General features: G+C 45.7%; 22 protein-coding genes. 2 read left to right on the plus strand and 20 right to left on the minus strand.

Annotated features, from left to right (window positions below):
* The 10 genes from HY807_05560 to rpiB all read right to left on the minus strand — a co-directional run bounded on the left by HY807_05560 (window position 1) and on the right by rpiB (window position 9,422).
* Complete coding sequence (locus tag HY807_05560) at window positions 1–1,068, minus strand: aminopeptidase P family protein (GenBank protein MBI4825872.1); 1,068 nt, start codon at window positions 1,066–1,068, stop codon at window positions 1–3.
* Entirely contained in the window at window positions 1,046–1,492 is a 447-nt protein-coding gene (gene aroQ, locus HY807_05565) for a type II 3-dehydroquinate dehydratase (GenBank protein MBI4825873.1), read from the minus strand. Before aroQ ends, HY807_05560 begins: the two co-directional genes overlap by 23 nt.
* A complete protein-coding gene (gene coaBC, locus HY807_05570) occupies window positions 1,489–2,664 on the minus strand; it encodes a bifunctional phosphopantothenoylcysteine decarboxylase/phosphopantothenate--cysteine ligase CoaBC (protein MBI4825874.1) in 1,176 nt (391 codons plus the stop codon). The genes aroQ and coaBC overlap by 4 nt, the downstream gene beginning before the upstream one ends.
* Window positions 2,664–3,059: a DNA-directed RNA polymerase subunit omega gene (gene rpoZ, locus HY807_05575; protein ID MBI4825875.1), complete on the minus strand. Its 396-nt coding sequence runs from the start codon at window positions 3,057–3,059 to the stop codon at window positions 2,664–2,666. Before rpoZ ends, coaBC begins: the two co-directional genes overlap by 1 nt.
* Before the next feature lie 29 nt (window positions 3,060–3,088).
* Window positions 3,089–3,718, minus strand: a complete 630-nt coding sequence (gmk, locus tag HY807_05580) for a guanylate kinase (protein ID MBI4825876.1) — start codon at window positions 3,716–3,718, stop codon at window positions 3,089–3,091.
* Window positions 3,719–3,730: 12 nt separating this feature from the next.
* Entirely contained in the window at window positions 3,731–4,582 is an 852-nt protein-coding gene (locus HY807_05585) for a YicC family protein (GenBank protein MBI4825877.1), read from the minus strand.
* Between the two features lie 104 nt (window positions 4,583–4,686).
* A complete protein-coding gene (locus HY807_05590) occupies window positions 4,687–7,125 on the minus strand; it encodes an ATP-dependent Clp protease ATP-binding subunit (protein ID MBI4825878.1) in 2,439 nt (812 codons plus the stop codon).
* A 106-nt stretch (window positions 7,126–7,231) separates the two neighbouring features.
* Window positions 7,232–7,687, minus strand: a complete 456-nt coding sequence (gene nrdR / locus HY807_05595; protein MBI4825879.1) for a transcriptional repressor NrdR — start codon at window positions 7,685–7,687, stop codon at window positions 7,232–7,234.
* 32 nt (window positions 7,688–7,719) lie between these two features.
* Window positions 7,720–8,967: a serine hydroxymethyltransferase gene (locus HY807_05600; protein MBI4825880.1), complete on the minus strand. Its 1,248-nt coding sequence runs from the start codon at window positions 8,965–8,967 to the stop codon at window positions 7,720–7,722.
* Window positions 8,968–8,969: 2 nt separating this feature from the next.
* A complete protein-coding gene (rpiB, locus tag HY807_05605; protein MBI4825881.1) occupies window positions 8,970–9,422 on the minus strand; it encodes a ribose 5-phosphate isomerase B in 453 nt (150 codons plus the stop codon).
* A gap of 232 nt (window positions 9,423–9,654) precedes the next feature.
* Between rpiB and HY807_05610 the strand changes: the two genes are divergently transcribed.
* Both HY807_05610 and HY807_05615 read left to right on the plus strand, forming a co-directional pair.
* Window positions 9,655–10,200 (plus strand): dephospho-CoA kinase, encoded by a 546-nt coding sequence (locus HY807_05610; GenBank protein ID MBI4825882.1) that lies wholly within the window; start codon window positions 9,655–9,657, stop codon window positions 10,198–10,200.
* 95 nt (window positions 10,201–10,295) lie between these two features.
* Window positions 10,296–10,658: an XRE family transcriptional regulator gene (locus HY807_05615; GenBank protein MBI4825883.1), complete on the plus strand. Its 363-nt coding sequence runs from the start codon at window positions 10,296–10,298 to the stop codon at window positions 10,656–10,658.
* Window positions 10,659–10,746: 88 nt separating this feature from the next.
* On the opposite strand, the gene HY807_05620 is transcribed toward HY807_05615, so the two are convergent.
* The 10 genes from HY807_05620 to HY807_05665 form a co-directional block, all read right to left on the minus strand.
* Window positions 10,747–11,526, minus strand: coding sequence for a hypothetical protein (locus tag HY807_05620; protein ID MBI4825884.1), 780 nt, complete (start codon window positions 11,524–11,526; stop codon window positions 10,747–10,749).
* 108 nt (window positions 11,527–11,634) lie between these two features.
* The gene (locus HY807_05625; protein ID MBI4825885.1) at window positions 11,635–12,546 is read right to left on the minus strand and encodes a sugar kinase; all 912 of its coding nucleotides are present in this window, start codon (window positions 12,544–12,546) and stop codon (window positions 11,635–11,637) included.
* A 21-nt stretch (window positions 12,547–12,567) separates the two neighbouring features.
* On the minus strand, window positions 12,568–13,599 hold the full coding sequence (locus HY807_05630) for an alcohol dehydrogenase catalytic domain-containing protein (GenBank protein ID MBI4825886.1): 1,032 nt from the start codon (window positions 13,597–13,599) through the stop codon (window positions 12,568–12,570).
* A gap of 7 nt (window positions 13,600–13,606) precedes the next feature.
* A complete protein-coding gene (gene lsrF / locus HY807_05635) occupies window positions 13,607–14,398 on the minus strand; it encodes a 3-hydroxy-5-phosphonooxypentane-2,4-dione thiolase (GenBank protein ID MBI4825887.1) in 792 nt (263 codons plus the stop codon).
* A 75-nt stretch (window positions 14,399–14,473) separates the two neighbouring features.
* Window positions 14,474–15,271 carry a YkgJ family cysteine cluster protein gene (locus tag HY807_05640; protein ID MBI4825888.1) on the minus strand — a complete coding sequence of 266 codons (798 nt, stop codon included), beginning with the start codon at window positions 15,269–15,271 and terminating at the stop codon, window positions 14,474–14,476.
* 50 nt (window positions 15,272–15,321) lie between these two features.
* Entirely contained in the window at window positions 15,322–16,125 is an 804-nt protein-coding gene (amrB, locus tag HY807_05645) for an AmmeMemoRadiSam system protein B (protein ID MBI4825889.1), read from the minus strand.
* A gap of 29 nt (window positions 16,126–16,154) precedes the next feature.
* Window positions 16,155–17,519, minus strand: coding sequence for a replicative DNA helicase (gene dnaB, locus HY807_05650; protein ID MBI4825890.1), 1,365 nt, complete (start codon window positions 17,517–17,519; stop codon window positions 16,155–16,157).
* On the minus strand, window positions 17,520–17,969 hold the full coding sequence (locus HY807_05655) for a 50S ribosomal protein L9 (protein ID MBI4825891.1): 450 nt from the start codon (window positions 17,967–17,969) through the stop codon (window positions 17,520–17,522).
* A gap of 110 nt (window positions 17,970–18,079) precedes the next feature.
* A complete protein-coding gene (locus HY807_05660) occupies window positions 18,080–19,438 on the minus strand; it encodes an FAD-binding protein (protein ID MBI4825892.1) in 1,359 nt (452 codons plus the stop codon).
* 46 nt (window positions 19,439–19,484) lie between these two features.
* The gene (locus HY807_05665; GenBank protein ID MBI4825893.1) at window positions 19,485–19,973 is read right to left on the minus strand and encodes a hypothetical protein; all 489 of its coding nucleotides are present in this window, start codon (window positions 19,971–19,973) and stop codon (window positions 19,485–19,487) included.
* Between the last annotated feature and the right edge of the window lie 2 nt (window positions 19,974–19,975).

Raw genomic sequence — 19,975 nt, forward strand, 5'->3', positions numbered from 1 at the left:
TCACCCCTGTATTATTCTTAATTTCTTCGGCAGCCCGGTCAATACCTCAGCGCCGCTCTTTGTCACAACAACCATATCCTCGATCCTGGCCCCGCCGAAGTCCGGGATATATATCCCCGGTTCCACAGTAAATACCATACCATTTTCCACGGCATCTTTGCTCCGCCATGATACTACAGGTTTTTCATGAATTGCAAGACCTACGCCGTGCCCTGTTGCATGGCCGAAGAAATCATCAAGGTCTTCCAGTTTGATATAGTCCCGGGCTGCCGCGTCAACGGCAGACGCCATAACTCCCGGCCCTACAGCCTTGATAGCCCTCATCTGCGCCTCTAACACGACAGAGTATACAAATTTCTGGTTATTAATATTCCTGCCGTTGAGCAATACCGTCCTTGATATGTCGGAAAAATACCCTTCGCATTCACCGCCCCAGTCAAATACGACCAGATCACCGGCTTTGAGCTTTCTGTTGGTCGGCCTGGCATGAGGAAGCGCAGAGATCGGCCCGGATGCAACTATCGCCCCGAATGGAAGTTTTTCGCAGCCTTCCTCCCTCAGATAACCCTCAAGACGCAGCGCAAGCCCTCTCTCGTTTTCCCCCGTCTTAATATGGGGCAAAAGCCTTTTAAATGCCTTTTCAGCCCTTTTTACAGCTATCCTGATGTTGGACAACTCATTATCGGATTTAATGATCCTGAGCGATTCTACGGCATCACTAAGCGGCTTAAGCTTTATTTTGTTCTTTAAAAGTTTTTTATAAAAAGAATACTTCAGGTCATCCGCCTCAAAACCGAGGGTATTTATCCCGAACTTCTCACAAAGGGCTTTGATCTCTTTTGGCCTTTCGCTATTTTCAATTATTATCCTGAAACCTCTAACCTCTTTTGCAGCCTGCTCTTTATAGCGGAAGTCGGTTATGAAGAGTGAATACTTTTGTGTCAGGATAATGAACGCGGATGAGCCGGAGAAACCTGAAAGGTATCTAATATTGACGAGGTTGGTAATGAGCATCCCGTCAACACAAAGTTCAGGGATAAGTTTTTTAAGAGCTGCCTTTTTTTGCATTTATAATTGATACCGCAGCCCTTAAAGCAAGAAGGTAACTGTTAAATCCAAAACCCGAGATCTGGCCGCATGCAACAGGGGCTATCAGCGATTTCTGCCTGAACTCCTCACGGCTGTGGATGTTGGAGAGATGCAGCTCTATCGCAGGCACATTCACTGCTGCAATGGCATCCCGTATGGCAACGCTTGTGTGAGTGTATGCGGCAGGATTTATGATGATCGCTCCGAACTCTTTTGCGCCCTGGATAATATCAACGATCTCTCCCTCATGGTTGGACTGTCTGATAGATATCTCCACGCCGAGCTCAGCAGCAAGCGCTCTAAGCATTTCATCTATATCATGAAGCGTCTTTGTGCCGTATATCTCTGATTCACGCTGGCCGAGAAGATTAAGATTCGGGCCGTGTATCACTAAAACCTTCATGTTGTCTCCCATAACTCCATCATCCTGTTAAGTATTATATCAGCTATACCGCTCTTCATCATCTTCGGATAGTCTGCCGCATTGCCGTTTCTGTCTATTATCGTAACAATATTGGTATCAACATTAAAACCCGCGTCTTTCTTTGTGATGTCATTAAGGACGATCATATCAAGGTTTTTCTCTTTCAGCTTCTTTTTTGCGCTGGCTATGTCTTTACTGCTTTCTGCCGCAAAACCGACCAGCATCCGCCCGCCCTTCTTCTTTCCAAGCTCCTTAAGTATATCCGGTGACTGCTTTAATTTCAGAGATGCAAGTCCGCCTTTTTTAATCTTGCTGCCGCTCGCTGCATAAGGAGTGAAGTCAGAAACAGCCGCGGTCATTATTAGAGCATTACAGGAACGGAACTTTTTATCGACTGCATCCTTCATATCAGAAGCGCTCTCTACCTTATAAAAAGATACACCGGCCGGAGGCTTGAGCGCTGAGGGGCCGCTGACAAGAGCCACATCCGCGCCGCGCCTTGCTGCTGCGCGCGCTATCTCATAGCCCATCTTGCCGGAAGATCTGTTGGATATGAATCTTACCGGGTCTATAGATTCTATAGTAGGCCCGGCTGTAACAACTATCTTCCGGCCTTTCAGATCCTTGGGAGATAGTTCATTCAGAGCGGCTTCCACTATATCTTCGGGATCAGACATTCTGCCCACGCCGGTGTCGCCGCAAGCAAGAGATCCTGATTCAGGCCCGATAAATTTCACCCCGAGGCCGGAAAGATATTTTATGTTCTTTTTTACAATAGGGTTGTTGTACATCTTTGAGTTCATGGCAGGAGCGATGAGAAGAGGCCCGTCATAGGCAAGCAGTATGGTGGTCAGCATATCATCTGCTATGCCGGCAGCGTATTTACCTATTATGTTTGCGGTAGCAGGCGCGATAAGGATCAGGTCAGTATTTTCCGGCAGGCTTATATGGCTCAGCGGCTCAGCGAAAAGGCCGGAAAATACCTTGTTGCCTGTTACCGCCTCAAATGTAAGTGGAGTGATAAAACGCTCAGATGCCCCGGTCATTACAACACTGACCGATGCGCCGGATTCTGTCAGGCGCCTTGCTATGCCGACAGATTTATATGCGGCGATACTGCCTGTGACGCAAAGGAGTATATTCTTCCCCATCAGTCACTATTCTTGCCGTCTCCGAAGATCTCTTCAATGACCTTTTTACTGTCCCTCTCGCCTTTTTCCGTAAGATAGACCTTAAGGTCTTTCTCGAGCTCGGTAAGGTCTTCAGGGAACTTCTCTGTCTCTCTGGATTCCTCAACAGCGCGCTTCTGCTCAAGTTTCTTTGCTTTTTCCTTTGCCTCTGCCGCTTCCTTGCCGACAAGGACATCAAGATTGCCGGTAGTTATTTCTTCAATGGCGATAGTCGTTACCTTCTGCGATGAGGTGTATATTTCGTGCGGCACCCCTTTTGCAAGTTCCTTGGCCCTGAGAACCGCGGCAGCGACCAGCCTGTAATTCCCTTCTATCCTGGTTTTATCAACATCAATCGGTAATGAAATTATGTCCATTATTCTCCTCTTTCTATAACTGCAGATATTTATTTTGTGATCTTATTTATTCTTCCGAGGTCAGCCCTCTTAATTCTTAATCTCGATGAAACAATAATGCTCTCAAGTTCTTTTAAAGCATCTGCGAGCTTGTCGTTAATAATAATGTAATCATACTTATTGTAGCTTGCCATCTCATCTATCGCCCTTTCAAGGCGTTTTTTTATCTCTTCCCTGGAGTCTGACTTCCGCCCGCTCAGCCTCTCTTTAAGGGCCTTGCCGCTTGGAGGCAGAATGAATATATAATAAGCATCCCGGAACCTGCGCCTCATCTGGGCAGCGCCCTGGATATCAATGTCAAGTATTATATCATACCCTTTATTATTTGACTCTTCCAGCTTTTTGATAGCGGTTCCGTAGAGGTTCCCATGAACCATCGCCCACTCGGCAAACTCATTGTTCTCTATCATCTTCATAAACCTCTTTTTCGTCACAAAATGATAATGAACCTTATCGACCTCCCCCCTTCTTGGAGGCCTGGTTGTATATGACACTGAATGCCTGAGATTCGGGAGTTTCCTCAGAAGTTCATGGCAAAGGGTGGTCTTGCCGGCTCCGGACGGAGCTGACACAATAAAAATATCCCCTTTTTTTTCAGATGCCGCTGTTTCTCTGCTCATATCCATGATCAATTACTGTAAATTTTGCACCTGTTCCCTGATCTTTTCAAGTTCGTCCTTCATCTCTACAACAGAGACTGTGATCTCTATATCAGCGCTCTTGGAGCCTATGGTGTTGACCTCTCTCCGGAGCTCCTGAATAACAAAATCAAGTTTTTTCCCGACCGTGTCCCCTGACCTGATTATATCCTTCATATAATTAAGATGGCTTTTTATCCTGACCGCTTCTTCGGTAATATCTGATCTCTCTGTCAGAATGGCTGCCTCCTGAATCAGGCGCGCCTCATCGATCTGGGTATCCTTCATGATATCTTTTAATCTGTCACGAAGGCTGCTTACGGCAGTTGATGTGATCTTCTTTCTCCTGCTCTCGATCTTCAGCAGGTATTTATTTATTGCCAGCGCCCTCTTATTAATATCAGCCACAAGGGCCTTCCCTTCCTTGCATCTGGAGACCTTCAGCTTCTTCAGCGCTGAATTCAGCGCTGAATTAAAATCAGAAACATTCAGATCAGGATCATCAGACGAAAAAACATCTCTTAACGATGCGAAAAAACTCAATCCGAGATCATCCTTAAGCTTTAATTCTTTCTTTAATGAGAGCAGGGCTTTTTGATACTCCTGCGCCAACCTGGTATTGACATGTATCTTCTTCTCATTGCCGGAACGCCTTGAAACATGAATATCAACGCGGCCTCTGCTGAAACTGTCCTTGGCAAGTTTCCTTATATCAGGGTCAAGGCGGTAAAGATATGAAGGGGCGTTAAAATGAATATCAAGGTTCTTATGATTAACTGAACGCACTTCAACGCTGAAATCACCCTTTTCAGCGCTGCCGAAACCTGTCATTGATTCTATCTGCATTGGACCTCTCTGTCTTTAATAAAAGAATATAAAATAAAAAATATAATTACCTATGAAGATGCTGACACAAAAAGATTTTTATCAGGAAAGGGCATCGGGAACAATTAGCTGGATACAAGCGCTTCAAGGCCGCTCTCAATAAAAACAGGCCTGCCGTCTTCAATAATAACCCTGATATTCTTCAATTCCCTGAATCTTCCCCTGAGTATCTCTTCTGACAGGGGGTCTTCTATATACTTCTGGATCGCCCTTCTCATAGGCCTTGCGCCGTAAGCTGTTTGATAATTATTGTCGATCAGCCACTCTATGGTATCATCGCTCAGTTCTACCGTGATGTCCTGCTCAATAAGCTGCTTATTGAGTTCTATCATCAGAAGGTCAACGATCTTTACAAGATGTGATTTCTCAAGCTGATGAAAGACCACAATATCATCAATGCGGTTCAGGAACTCCGGATTGAATTTTTGTTTAAGCTCGCTGAGAACCCTGTCTTTGATCTCTTTGTATTTATCTTCTGGAGCAGCGTTCTGAAAACCGAGCGGCGTCATATTATCGGTGAACCTGGTGCCTACATTTGATGTCATTATTATTATCGTGTGCTTGAAATCAACTTTCCTCCCGAGATTATCAGTAAGCACACCTTCGTCAAGCACCTGCAAAAGCACATTAAAGACATCAGGATGAGCCTTCTCGATCTCGTCAAAGAGGATTACTGAATAGGGCCTCCTCCTTACAGTCTCTGTAAGCTGGCCGCTCTCCTCATAACCTACATATCCGGGAGGCGCGCCTGTCAGCCTGGAGACATTGAACTTCTCCATATATTCAGACATATCAACTTTTATCAGCGCATTCTCATCATTAAAAAGGAATTTCGCCAAAGACTTGGCAAGCTCTGTCTTTCCCACTCCTGTAGGGCCGAGGAAGAAGAAGGAACCTATTGGACGCTTCCTTGCCTTCAACCCCGCGCGTGAGCGCCTTATCGCCTTTGAAATAACATTAACGGCATCATCCTGCGCGACTATGCTTCTATGAAGCTCTTCCTCCATGCGGAGAAGCTTCTCAGACTCATTCTCTTCAAGCCTGTAAAGCGGGATGCCTGTGATCTTTGATACCGTGTATGCTATATCATCCTCATATACGACAGGGGTCTCATTTTGCTGGTTCTCACGCCATTTTTCAAGAAGGCTGTCATAGAGTTCCCTTATCCTGTCTTCCTCTTTCTTGGCAGCGGCACCCTTTTCAAAATCGTGGATCTTAATATACAGGCCTTTTTCTTTATTGACTTTTTTAAGCTCAGATTCAAGTTCCCTGAGCTCCGGAGACATCATGAACATCTTCAGTTTCATCCTTGCGCCTGTCTCGTCAAGTACATCCACAGCCTTATCAGGAAGCGATCTGGCGGTAATATATCTGTCTGAAAGGTTGACACATGCCTTGATGGCCTCATCACTTATTTTAATTTTGTGATGCAATTCATAGTTACTCTTCAGGCCGTTAAGCATGTCAATTGTTTCCTCAACAGAAGGAGGCTGAACGAATATCGGCTGGAAACGCCGCTCAAAGGCGCCGTCCTTTTCAATATATTTCCTGTACTCATCAGATGTCGTGGCGCCGATGCACTGGATCTCGCCGTTTGACAGAGCCGGTTTAAGCATATTAGACGCGTCGACAGAACCTTCTGCTGCGCCTGCACCAACGAGGGTATGAAGTTCATCGATGAAGAGTATTATATTGTCGGATTGGGTTATCTCCTTCATCAGAAGCTTCAGCCTCTCCTCAAACTGTCCCCTGTACTTGGTGCCTGCTATCAGAGCGCCGAGATCAAGGCTTACTATCCTCTTGTTATAAAGGTTCTCAGGAACGTCTTTGTTGATTATCCTTTGGGCAAGCCCCTCAACAATAGCGGTCTTTCCAACTCCGGGATCTCCTATAATGACAGGGTTGTTTTTGAGCCTCCGCCCCAATATCTGAAGCACCCTCTCTATCTCATTGGTTCTGCCGATAACCGGATCAAGCTTGCCCCTTCTTGCGAGCTGGGTCATATCCCTTCCGAATTCATCAAGTGCGGGTGTCTTGCTCTTCTTGTCCTTGACAGCCTGCTGCACTCCGCGTATTGACAGGTTAATGGCCAACTGGCGGGCTGCGAGAAGGTTAGCGCCCAGGCTTCTGAGTATCTTCCCCGCGATGCCCTCATCTTCCCTGATAAGGCCTGTCAAAAGATGTTCGCTTCCGATATAACTGTGGCCCAGAAGACGGGCTTCTTCTACCGCAAGTTCGAGCACCTTTTTAGCTCGTGGCGTAAAGGGTATATCACCAAAGGCGAGGACACTGGAGCTTGCGGGAAGGTTACGCTCAACTTCGATCCGCAGTTCGCCCACAGAAATTCCCATCTTCTTGAGGATAATTAAAGGGAGCCCGTCCTCATCTTTGAGAAGGCCCAAGAGAAGGTGCTCGGTACCGAGGTAGTCGTTTTGACGTTTCTCAGCCTCGTCCCGGGCATTGATAATGACCTTTCTGCCTTTTTCCGTGAACTTTTCAAACATATATTACCTGTATAAATAATATCTTTATATGATTTTCATTGTCAAGGAAGACAGCATTAAATGATCAACAGCGGATAAGGCAGCGGTGATACGGGGACAGAAAAGCTTATTTATGAAAATAAAGATCCTTTATCTCTTCCATGAACTCTTTTATATCTTTGAACTGGCGGTAGACCGATGCAAACCGCACATAAGCCACCTCATCTATATCTTTAAGCCCAGACATTATCTCTTCTCCGATGAGGGAACTCGGTATCTCCTTCTCGCCGAGCGCCTGGAGTTTCTTTTCGATCCTTGCTGTAAGGGCTTCCCATTTCTCGACGCTGACAGGCCTCTTCTCGCAGGCCTTTTCAAGGCCGTGTATGATCTTCTGCCTGTCAAAGGCCTCGCGCCTGCCGTCTTTCTTGACCACAAGCGGAAGTATCTCCTCTATGCGCTCATAACTCGTAAAACGGCTTGCGCACTTCAGGCATTCCCGCCTGCGCCTTATGACATCGGCCTCTTTGCTTGAACGGGAGTCGATAACCTTGTCTTCGACAAAACCACAGAAAGGGCACTTCATAATTAGTTAGTAAAGCGATCAGAGTTAAATGGTTAAACCTTCAGGTCGCTGTACGCAGGAAACTTCCTGCATAAAGCCTTGACCTTATCTCTGACACGCCTGATATTATCTTTGTCATTTGGTGCCTGCAGCACTGAGTCTATCAGGCCTGCGATAATTATCATCTCAGGCTCTTTCATGCCGCGGGTGGTCACCGTAGGAGTCCCGATCCTGATACCGCTTGTTATTGCAGGCGGAAGCTTGTCATGAGGGATAGCATTTTTATTAAGAGTGATACCTGCAAGGTCAAGCGCTGTCTCCGCATCTTTGCCTGATATCTTCTTGTTGGTAAGGTCAATAAGCATAAGGTGCGTATCTGTCCCGCCTGATATTATCTTGAAGCCTCTCTCTATCAGGGCTCCGCTTAACTCTTTTGCATTCTTGACTATCTGTATCTGATAGTGCTTGAAGCCCGGAGATAACGCCTCTTTTAAAGCAACCGCCTTAGCGGCAATGACATGCATCAACGGGCCGCCCTGAATGCCAGGGAATACCATCTTGTCTATCTGCTTGGCGTACTGCTCTTTGCACATGATCAGCCCGCCTCTCGGCCCTCTAAGGGTTTTGTGCGTGGTAGACGTGACAAAGTCCGCGTAAGGAACGGGTGAAGGATGAACCCCTGCGGCAACAAGGCCGGAGATATGTGCTATATCAGCCATCAGATACGCCTTGCATTCTACGGCAATTTTTGACAGCTTCTTAAAATCGATTATCCTTGAATACGCGCTGGCGCCTGCAACAATGATCTTCGGCTTGATCTTCTTCGCTATCTTTCTTACCTCATTGTAATTTATAGTCCCGGTCTTTTTGCCGACTCCGTAAGAAGATCCTTCATAAACGATCCCTGAAAAGTTTACATGTGAGCCGTGAGAGAGATGGCCGCCGTGGCTGAGGCTCATGCCAAGTATTTTATCTCCGGGCTTTAACATCGCGCAGTAGACAGCCATATTAGCCTGTGTGCCGGAATGAGGCTGAACATTGACATGCTCGGCGCCGAAGAGTTCCTTGGCCCTGTTAATGGCAAGTGTTTCAGCTATATCAACATATTCACATCCGCCGTAATACCGCCTGCCGGGATATCCCTCTGCATATTTATTTGTAAAGACTGTGCCCTGAGCCTCCATGACAGCCCTGCTGGCATAGTTCTCAGAGGCTATCAGTATAAGCTGCTCTTTCTCTCTCCTGATCTCATTGACTATCGCGTCGTATATCTCGGGATCGGCCTTCTGCAATTCAGACATATTTAACGGCATAGCAGTTTATCCTCTATCGCTTTTATTTTATCAAGCCTTCTCTGGTGGCGTCCGCCCTCAAAATCGGTCTGAAACCAGACCCTGACAATCTCAAATGCGGTCTTATTATCCAATGACCTTCCAGGAAGTATCAGCATGTTCGCGTCATTATGCAGCCTGCTCATCCTTGCAGAATCAACATCATGGCAGAGCGCAGCTCTTATGCCCGGGAATTTATTCGCCACGATCGACATCCCGATACCTGTCCCGCAAATAAGTATCCCTCTTTCCGCCTTGCCGCTTGAGACCATCTCAGCAGCTTTAGCTCCGAAATCAGGATAATCAACTGACTCCTCATCTTTAGTGCCGACATCCTCACAGCTTAATTCAAGTTTATCAAGCGCAGGCAGCAGCGCGTCTTTCAATGTAACTCCGGCATGGTCACAGCCAATTGCAACGATCATCATTCCCCCTTAAATAATATCTCTTGAAACACCGGCACGAACAACTCACTAATGGACAGGATTTAAAGTGTTTTTACAGACAAAATATATTATCAGCATCATATATCTAAGTCAAGAAATCGATCTGTCATTCCAGCTTGTCTGGAATCAGTTTTAAGGCAAGATTCTGGACAAGCCAGAATGACACTAATAAGCGAATATGATTACACCCTAAATCTGCTATAATCCACTTATGCCTACCATAGGACTGACAGGCGGATTCGGAACAGGCAAATCAACTGTGCTGAAGCACTTCAAAAAGCTCGGCGCGCATACCGTTGACAGCGATAAACTTGTAGCTGATATTCTCAAACGTCCGGTTATCATTAATAAGCTTGCTAAAATACTTGGCAAAGAGATAACTCAAAAAAGAAACGGCAAACTTATCCTGATAAAAAGCCGTATTGCCAAGATCATCTTTGCTGACCCTGAAAAAAGAAAGGCAGTTGAAAAGATCATTCACCCTGAAGTGCTGAAAGAGATCAAGGCCATCACTAAGAAAATTTACAGTAAAGACAGAACAGCAACCATCGTCATTGAAGTCCCTCTGCTATTTGAGACCGGCTTTGATAAGTATTTTGACAAGACAGTTGTCGTGTACTGCAACAGAGAAATTGCAATTGAGAGGCTCATGGAGAAAGACTTTTCAAAAGAAGAAATCCTCAAACGCATCCGCGCACAGATGCCGCTCTCCAGAAAAAAGAAGTTGGCTGATTATTCGATTAATAACAATAGCTAACCCCTCCCCTTTTCAGATTTACGTTTGAGCATACATCAATATTGATGTTGACATGGTTATAAACTTTACGCTATAATTTTATGAGAGCGCATCATATGAAAAAAACAAATTTCGATCGTTACATGGAAGAGCAGATGAAGGATTCGGCATTTGCCGCCCGCTTTAAAGACGCTGGCGAGGCATGGGATGTTGCTCTGCAGATTACTGCACTCCGCGAGCAGGCCGGGCTTTCACAGAAAGATTTAGCGAAGATACTCAAGACATCACAACAGCAGATCAGCCGACTGGAGTCTCCAAACTACGAAGGACACTCCCTCAGCGCCCTGCGCCGTGTTGCCGAAGCACTTCATGCCAAAGTCCGCGTCATATTCGAGCCGGAGAAAAAAGGGAGCGGGATGCGCGTAGCTGAAGTTGGCGTAACGTACCATTCCAAACGCTCCAAAGCTAAACGGACATAAAGGCTGATAGCTGCCTATTCAACTGATGGGTGAGAAAAGATATAGATGCTGATTGGCTTGAGTTTTTAAGGGCTAACGACTTGTCAGACTATTTTTTATTACTCGGTGAACATGTTACGTTACTTTCAGTTCTGTGACAATCAAAAGCTCGATTTTGTGTCTCACATAATCGCCCTTCAAGAGTCATCGTAATATCTTGACGGTCAATGTACTTAGTAAATTCTTTTAAATACCATTCACCGCAAGCTTCTCTATTAGGAATGGAAAACAATATAGGAACCTTTACCAACTCATTCTTGTTTTCTCTAATCCATGCATAATATTTATAGTTATCTTCATCATCTTGTACAACGAGATATTTTACGTTCTCGTGACGTCCTGTGCTATTGGTTAAAGAAAGTCCATCCCTGATTATATTTTGACCAATTCTCAATGGCCTGTATGAATCTAATCTTCCAATATATTTTCCATTCTCGGAATAAAACCTGATAACATCTGGTTCTGTACAGCATCCGTATTGAATAGTTCCTAAAATTAGGATGTCCTCAAAAGCATCAACAATAACAATATCTTCTCCTGTGACTATTGAAAGAGTTATGTTCGTTGGTTGGATACTAATATCATGAACACATTTACCATAGGTTCCCTCAGTTAGACAAGGTTTTTGACATTGACTAACGACAGTGATTCGCCTCTCTGGTTGTAATTGCGGATCACTAACAAGCAAATATGATCTTTTTGATTTTTCAATGCCGTCTTCAACAGAATATGACCAACCAGAACTATCTTTATGATTCTCGGCTATTGCTATTTGTGGAATAAAAGACCACAGAATAAATGTCAGTATTACATAAAATATTTTCTTCATCGTAGTGTATGTCAAGCTGTTATTATTTAAACATATTGATGATTCCCTTATCGTCTAACAACTAAAATACAGCCGTCCGTATTTTCTATACAAAAAAACTTAATTCCCCTACCCTAAATCCTCAAAATGCGTCAGCCTCTTGAACTCTCTGTACCGCGCTTCTATCTCAGGATAATCAAGTGTCTTGAGCCTGTCCAGGCTGAATGATTCTACATTGAATGATGCCATGACGCTGCCGAAGATTATCGCTTTGCGGATGTTTGCAGGCTCAAAGTTCATCGTGTTGGTGAGATAACCCATGAAGCCGCCTGCGAAGCTGTCGCCTGCGCCTGTGGGATCGAATACCGCCTCAAGAGGATATGCAGGCGCTGCGAATATCTCCTTGCCCGTGAACATCAGTGCGCCGTATTCACCGCGCTTTATTACAAGCGTTGTCGGCCCCATCTTCATGATTATACCTGCGGCCTTCACAAGGTTCGGCTCATTCGCAAGCTGCCTTGCTTCGCCGTCATTGATTAGAAGTATGTCAACGCTCTTAAGCGTTTTAATGAGTGAGTCCTTCTTCCCGCTGATCCAGAAGTTCATTGTGTCGCAGGCAACGAGCGCGGGCTCATTAACCTGGCTGAGGACATCTCTCTGAAGGTCAGGGTCTATGTTAGCAAGAAAGACGACCTTGCGGTTCCTGTAGCTTTCAGGCAGGTTCGGCTTGAATGATTCAAAGACATTAAGCTGTGTATCAAGCGTCTTTGCCTCATTTAATTCATAACCGTATTCGCCCTTCCACCTGAAGGTCTTGCCCTCTTTCCGTTCGATGCCATCAATGTTTATGCCATGACTCTTTAAGGATGTAAGGTGCTTTTCAGGAAAGTCAGTACCCACAACCGCAACAACAGCAACATCCGTGAAGTAGCTTGAGGCTGTTGAGAAGTATGTTGCTGAACCGCCTAATGCCTCATCAACTTCACCGAATGGTGTCTTAACAGCATCAAATGCGACAGAACCTACAACGAGTAATGACATATTATTATCCTCCGAAATTAATTAGCAATTTATATCCGGCTCAAGAATGACCTTTATAGACTCTTTTGCCTCTGCAACAAGCCTGAATCCATCCTGCGCTTTTTCAAGCGGCAGCCTGTGGGTGATCATATCGCTGAAAGATATCCTCTTGCCGCGCATAATATCTATCGACATCTGAAGGTCATCAGGCCCTGCGCCGTATGAGGTCATGAGCGTTATCTCATTTCTCCAGAGATCATTCATCGGGACAGGCACCATCACCTCAGGCTCCGGCACGGCAAAGAAGAGTACTGTTCCTCCGCGCTCTACACATTTGATCCCGTCAAGCGATGCCTGAAGCGCGCCTGCGCATACTATCACGAGATCGGCAAGATGTCCGTCATTGGCATCTTTGATACGGTCATGAATGTTATCTTTAGCATTAAAGACAGCATCAGCGCCAAACCTCTTTGCGGCATTGAGACGATACTCATTTATATCAGTTGCGAAAATTCTGCCTGCGCCGCTCGCCCGTGCAAGTTTTACATGCATCAGCCCGGATATGCCGCTTCCAATGACCAGAACACTCTTGCCCGGCTTCAGTCCTGCGAGCCTCTGCCCGCGCATAACGCAGGCAAGCGGTTCGATAAAGGTTCCTTCTTCATAGGTCATATCATCAGGCAGAACATATACACCGTTCTGAACATTGATCTTTGGAATGCGGATGTACTCGGAAAATCCGCCGGGGTCATAGTTGGTGTTGTGAAGAGTGTCGCACGCTGTATGAGCGCCGCTGAGGCAGTACTGGCATGTATTACATGGGACATGATGGGAGACAAAGACCCTCTGCCCGACATTGTAATCGTCAACACCGTCGCCGACCTCTGCGATATATCCGGTAATCTCATGGCCGAGAACGCGCGGCGCCTTCTTGACGCGGTACCATTCCATAACATCACTTCCGCAGATACCGCTGGCGACAACACGCACGAGTATCTCTCCCTGCCCGATCTTCGGGATCGGCCTTTCTTCTATTCTGACGTCTTTGTTGTTGTAATAAACTGCAACTTTCATATGACTATTACTTCTTATTCTTTATCTCATTGAAGATATCATTTGCTTCTTTAGGTGTCGCCTTCTTGTGGACAACCGCATGCAGCGCCTTCATCATCGCAACCGGGTATTGATGCTGCCAGACATTCCTGCCGAGGTTTATTCCGATGGCGCCTTTCTGAAGGCCGTCATAAACAAACTCCATCACCTCAAGCTCTGTCTCGCACTTCGGCCCGCCTGCCATAACAACAGGTACAGGGCAGCCGTTAACTACCTTATCAAAATCCTTGCACCAGTAAGTCTTTACAACCCTGGCGCCAAGCTCAGCAGCGATCCTGCAGCAGAGGCCGAGATAACGCGCATCCCTCTTCTCAAGCTCTTTCCCGACAGCGGTAACAGCCATTACAGGTATGCCAAAGTCTTCACACTCATTGACGAGCTGTGCCAGATTAAGAAGCGTCTCTTTCTCGTATGGAGTTCCGACAAAAATGGACATCCCTACGGCAGAGACGTTCAAGCGTATCATCTCTTCTATGGATGTAGTGAGCCCCTCATTTGCAAGGTCTTCGCCGACAACACTTGTGCCTCCTGAAACCCTGAGAATGATCGGCTTGGTCTTAACAGGATCAATAGCGTTTCGCAGCACGCCTCTTGTAACGAAGAGTGCATCTGCGTAAGGCAGGAGCGGTTTTATCGTCTCGCCCGGCTTCTCAAGTTTTGATGTAGGCCCCAGAAAATAACCGTGGTCTATAGGCAGGAAGAAGCAGCGGCCGTCAGGCTTGATTATCTGTGCGAGTCTGTTTTCCATTCCCCAATCCATAAAACATCCTCCTTAAGTGATTCAAATAAGTTACGTCATTCCGGACAAGCCGGAATGACAAATTGGTAAACTATTTTATTTACCGGAACTGTCTTTTTTAGTTAAATGCTCGTCCTTTACCTTAAGCGACTGCTCAAGCATCATCACATACTTGATATACATGGCGCCGAATTTGATAAGCGCCACATCATTATTCCTGATATCTTCAACAACAGTTTTATCTATATCAAAGATATCGAGGAACCTGCTTTCAAAGATATATCTTCTAAACCTGTCGAGGTCATAGCTCGCCATGTAGAACTGGAACTGCTTCTTTTCATCGAGCCCCGGTTCATTCGGGAGGTTCTTTCTCATCTGGATGGACTTCCACTCTCTGTTGACCTCATCATACTTATCAACCTCCTGGTCATTTCTCCAGGAAGCGACAGTCCATTCTTTATCCTCTTCAAAACCAAGGCAGTGAGCCTCATTAATTAAAAAATAAAACTCTTCATCAACAGGCCCGTTCTTGCCGTCAACCTTGAGCGTGCCCTGCCCTACAGGATAATAACGGCAGTTTGCCGGCCGGTCTGCATAAACACTGCATCCTTCCTCTGTGACAAAAGGGCACTTTCTCTCCTTGTCATTATTCATCATAAGCATGGCGTAAGGGTGCGAAGAATTATCATCGACCTTCATATATGTATACTTGTCCAGAAACTCTTCTGAAGACAGGCCGAGCCTCTTCTTCAGCCTCAGTACATCATATGGAGTAAGGAGTATATCTATATTGCTGCAGCATTTTGTAAAACACTTGATATCCTTATGGCATCTGAATTTGAATTTGGAACCAAGCGAAAGTTTGGTTTTGACAACAGCATCCATCTTTGACATATAAGCCTCCAGCCCGGAGTTCGGGATCATTCAGGTATTTTATGAAGAGTTTATTTTACTATAACCCCGGCGTATCCTACAACGTGCTTATAGTCACCGCTGACATCACCGGAGGTCATGTACTTGACAAGGCGCGCCTCTTTTGCGCCTAATCTGTTGGCAGCATGAAGCATGGCCGTTACAGGGGCATACCCGCACATTGAGATGTGTTCTTTTTTCACTGTCCTGTAAAGGCCTTCGGCATCAAGGCTCATGATCTTTTGAATCGCCATATTGTCCTTTGCGCGGGCAACAGAGTCTTCCTCGTAATGGCTCATGTCTGAGCTTGCAATGATCGTGACCGGATAATCCGTATCATGTATGGCATCGGCAAGGCTCTCTCCCAACATCCTGCATGACTCAGCCGAATCAGACATGATCGTGACAGGCACGATATTCACCTCTGATGAAAAATGGATGATAAAAGGAAGCTGTACCTCTATAGAGTGTTCCATCGTATGTGCGAGCGTATCTTCTTCAACAAGGCTCGAAGCTTTTAATATTTTCTTTGCAAGGCCCTCGTCTATCTTCAGGCTGCCTGTGGGCAGCTGCCATTCACCTGAAGCCATCATGGAGACAGCGCTTCCAAGGCCGGTGTGGTTAGGACTGAGGATAATGAAGGTACTTGGGAATTTTATCCTTGAATAGACCGCGCCTGCGACGGCGCCGGAATACATGAGCCCGGCATGCGGAGATACTATCCCGATCGCTTTGTCCTTAACCGCGTCATGAACCACATACCCGTTCACTTCTTCTGTGAGATCTGACGGAGATGAGGGGTAAAAACTGCCTGCAACAGCTGGTTTCCTTATCATAATTTGATGTAAACCTTCCGCTGTTTTATTTAAAAGTTTTCAATACCGATAAAGTCTTTGAATTTTGTGTACTTGTCAATAAATGTAAGCTTTTCTCTTCCTGTCGGGCCGTTTCTCTGTTTGGCTATATCAAGCTCTGCGATACCCTGATCAGCAGAGCCCTTACTGTAATATTCATCCCTATAAAGGAACAGGATTATATCCGCGTCCTGCTCGATCGCCCCGGACTCTCTGAGGTCTGCGATCACAGGGCGTTTGTTCTCTCTCATTTCACAGCTCCTGTTCAACTGGCTGATAACGATAACCGGCACTGAAAGGTCTTTTGCAAGCGCCTTGAGCGAACGTGAAATTTCTGATATTACCTGTTCCCTTGCGAAAGGCGTGCCTACGCCGCTCATAAGCTGAAGATAGTCGATAATTATAAGCGCCAGGCCGTGCTCTTTTTTCAGCCTCCTGCACTTGGCTCTGATATCAAGCACCGAGTTGAATGAATCATCGATGTATATTGGAGCCTCAGCAAGCCTGCCTGCGGCATTGACAAGCTTTCTGTAATCTTCTTTACTGTGGTAACCTGAGCGGACGCTGCTGGAACTGACCTCGCCTTCTGAACATATCATTCTTAAGGCAAGCTGCTCCTTGGTCATTTCGAGGCTGAATATCGCGACAGTGGCCTTAACCTCTATACCTACATGCGTCGCGATATTAAGGCAGAAGGCGGTTTTGCCCATACCGGGACGGGCGCCTACAACGATAAGATCGCCCGGATTAAAGCCGGTTGTAAGCTTGTCAAGATCAATAAATCCAGTGGGCAGGCCGGTGATAAGCTCCTTTTTATCGTAGAGCCTGTCTACAAGATCTATCGTATCCTTGAGCACATCCTTAATATGAGTATAGGATTTCCCCGTCTTCTTCTCATTGATGGCGAACATCTTTGTCTCTGCGATATCAATAAGCGCTCCGACATCCTGATCGCCGTCATAGCCCATTGAAATGATCTCAGTGGAGGTCTTAATGAGATTTCTGAAGATAGCCTTCTCTTTGACTATCTTTGCGTGGTATCTGACATTTGCCGCGGTAGGGACTATGCTGACTATGTAGCTTATGTATGAGGCTCCGCCGACTTCCTTGAGCTGGTTCTGTTTTGAGAGCTGCTCAGTAAGTGTTATAGAATCTATCGGTTCGTCTTTCTCGTAGAGATCCAGCATAGCGCTGTAGATCTTCTTATGAGCATCCTTGTAGAAGTCATCTGCTGTAATAAACTCTAAGGCTGAACCGATAGAATCCTTCTCTAACATTATCGCGCCTAACACGGACTGTTCCGCCTCGATATTCTGAGGAGGCACACGGTCGGAAGGAAATTTTATTATCTTATCGTCCTGAGCGCGTTCGAGCATTTATGTTTCTGTTCTTTTGACTTCCAGCTTAATGGTTGTGGCCACATCCTTATAAAGTTTTACAGGCAGTTCATAAGAACCGAGGCGTTTGATCGGCTCGCCGAGAACGATCTTTCTTTTATCTATTTCAACTCCCTGCTTTAAAACAGCTTCAGCAATATCCGCAGCTGTAACCGCGCCGAAGAGCTTGTCCTCCTCACCGGCCTGTGCCTCGATTGTAACTGATATGGAAGAAAGCTTTGAAGCAAGGTCCTTCCAGTTCTTGACAACCTTTGCGGCCTTTGACTCGATCTTCTTCTTCTCATGTTCAAACTGTTTGATATTCTTAGGATTCGCCTCTACCGCAAGGTTTTTGGGTATAAGATAGTTCCTTCCGTAACCCTTTGCTACCTCAAGGACGGCGCCAATCGTGCCAAGATTCTCTACATCTTCTCTTAAAATAACTTTCATGTCATATCTCCTGTTTATGTGATTTATCTGATCTTGCCAGAAAAGAGTATTTATTATACCCAAGAAGGTAAAAAAAATAAAAGAATTCAAACAAGGTAAAAAAACTGAGATCAGGCAGACGGGAAGATCTTCCCCGGATTCATAATGCCACGCGGATCAAAAACATCCTTTATTGCCCTCATTAAACCGATACTTGCGTCAGACAGCTCCATGCGGAGATATTTTGACTTTGTAATGCCAACCCCGTGTTCGCCTGATATTGTGCCGCCCAGTTTCAGTGTCTCCGCAAATATATCCTTAACAGCATAGTTCGCTCTCTGATACTCTTCCTTGTTATTTCTGTCTGTCATTATATTCACATGAATATTGCCGTCACCGGCATGGCCGAAGTTCACGATCTTTAAGTTATACTTTTCTTCAATGAGCTTAATTGACCGGATTATTTGCGGTATTTTAGTTCTCGGCACAACTATATCCTCATTTATCTTGTCAGGCTTAAGGTAATAAAGGGCGGGTGAAAGCGCTTTTCTTGATTCCCAAAGCCGCTCTCTTGCGTATATGCCGTCTGCAATGCTTACATCTGCTCCCATACTGGCGCAGATTGATGCGATCTTGTCAGCGTCTTTCCTGACGAGGTCTGAAGCACCGTCCACCTCTATCAGCAGAAGCGCCTCAGAGTTGCCCGGCAATCCGACAGGCCTGTAGCTTTCCACCGCCTGTATCGCTCCAGAATCCATAAACTCAAGCGTCCTTGGTATTGTTCCTGATGCGACTATCATCGGAACAGATTCAGAGGCTTTCTCAAGGCTGCTGAATGAACATAGCATTGTAATCACCTCTTCAGGCAGCGGGAGCACCTTTAAAAATATCTTTGTGACAGTACAAAGCGTTCCCTCAGACCCGACGATAAGCCATGACAGGTCATACCCGACAACGCCCTTGTGTGTCTTCACGCCTGTCGTGATTACAGCGCCGTCAGAAAGAACGACTTCAAGCCCAAGCACATAGTCTCTTGTCACTCCATATTTTACCGCTCTCGGCCCGCCGGCATTTTCAGCCACATTCCCGCCTATCGTGCAGAAGTTCATGCTTGTCGGGTCTGGAGGATAAAAAAGCCCTAAAGGCTCAAGCTTGTCCTGAAGGTGTTTATTGATAACTCCCGGCTCGAGAGTAACAACCATATTCCGTTCGTCAATATCTATTATCCTGTTCATACCTTCAAGAGAGATGACCATAGAGTCGTTCAGCGGGACAGAGCCGCCTGTCATCCCTGACCCGGCTCCTCTGGGCACAATAGAAATGTTGTTCTCAAAAGCGTACTGCGCCGCCTTTGAGACCTCCTCAGTATTTACAGGCCTGACTACTGCGGAGGGAATCCCTTCTTCTTTTGAAGCATCAAAACCGTAACAGAAGAGTTCCTCTGCCTCAGTGCTGACCCTGCCGGGAAGTATGTCTTTAAGGTCTTTCATGGTTATATCTCAGAAATAAATAAAACTGGAGGATTACAGGATGAAATCAGATAGCTTTCAAGTCATGGATCAGCTTCAATAAATACTGCCTTTCACTCCTGTCGCCCTGAAATGAAATATAGGCTTTTTCAGTTGTAAGATACAATTCCTCTATGTATCCGTCATTATAATCCCTGTTAAATCTGAGCCTTATACATTCCCTGCCTGAGATCTTACACGGACTCTTTTCTACTGTGCCGGGGCTCATGTCACATATATTACTTGCCGGTTCATAATCCATCTGCCTCAAATAGATAGTTGCCTTAAGGGGATCTTTTAAATATGTGGCCTCAACAACATTGTTCTCGCCGATCCTGCCGACCAGGCCCTCGGGTATGGTAACTCTCAAGTTATTTAAAACAATGGGGCCGGGATTTTTTATATGCCATAGATAAGTGTATATCTCAAAACCGAAATTATAAAGTGTAAAAACCACAAAGAATACGATCAACAGCCCCAAAAAAACATACTCGGTCTTTCTATATACCTTGCGCATTA

This window comes from Nitrospirota bacterium, assembly GCA_016207885.1.
Classification (GTDB): Bacteria; Nitrospirota; Thermodesulfovibrionia; order UBA6902; family UBA6902; genus JACQZG01.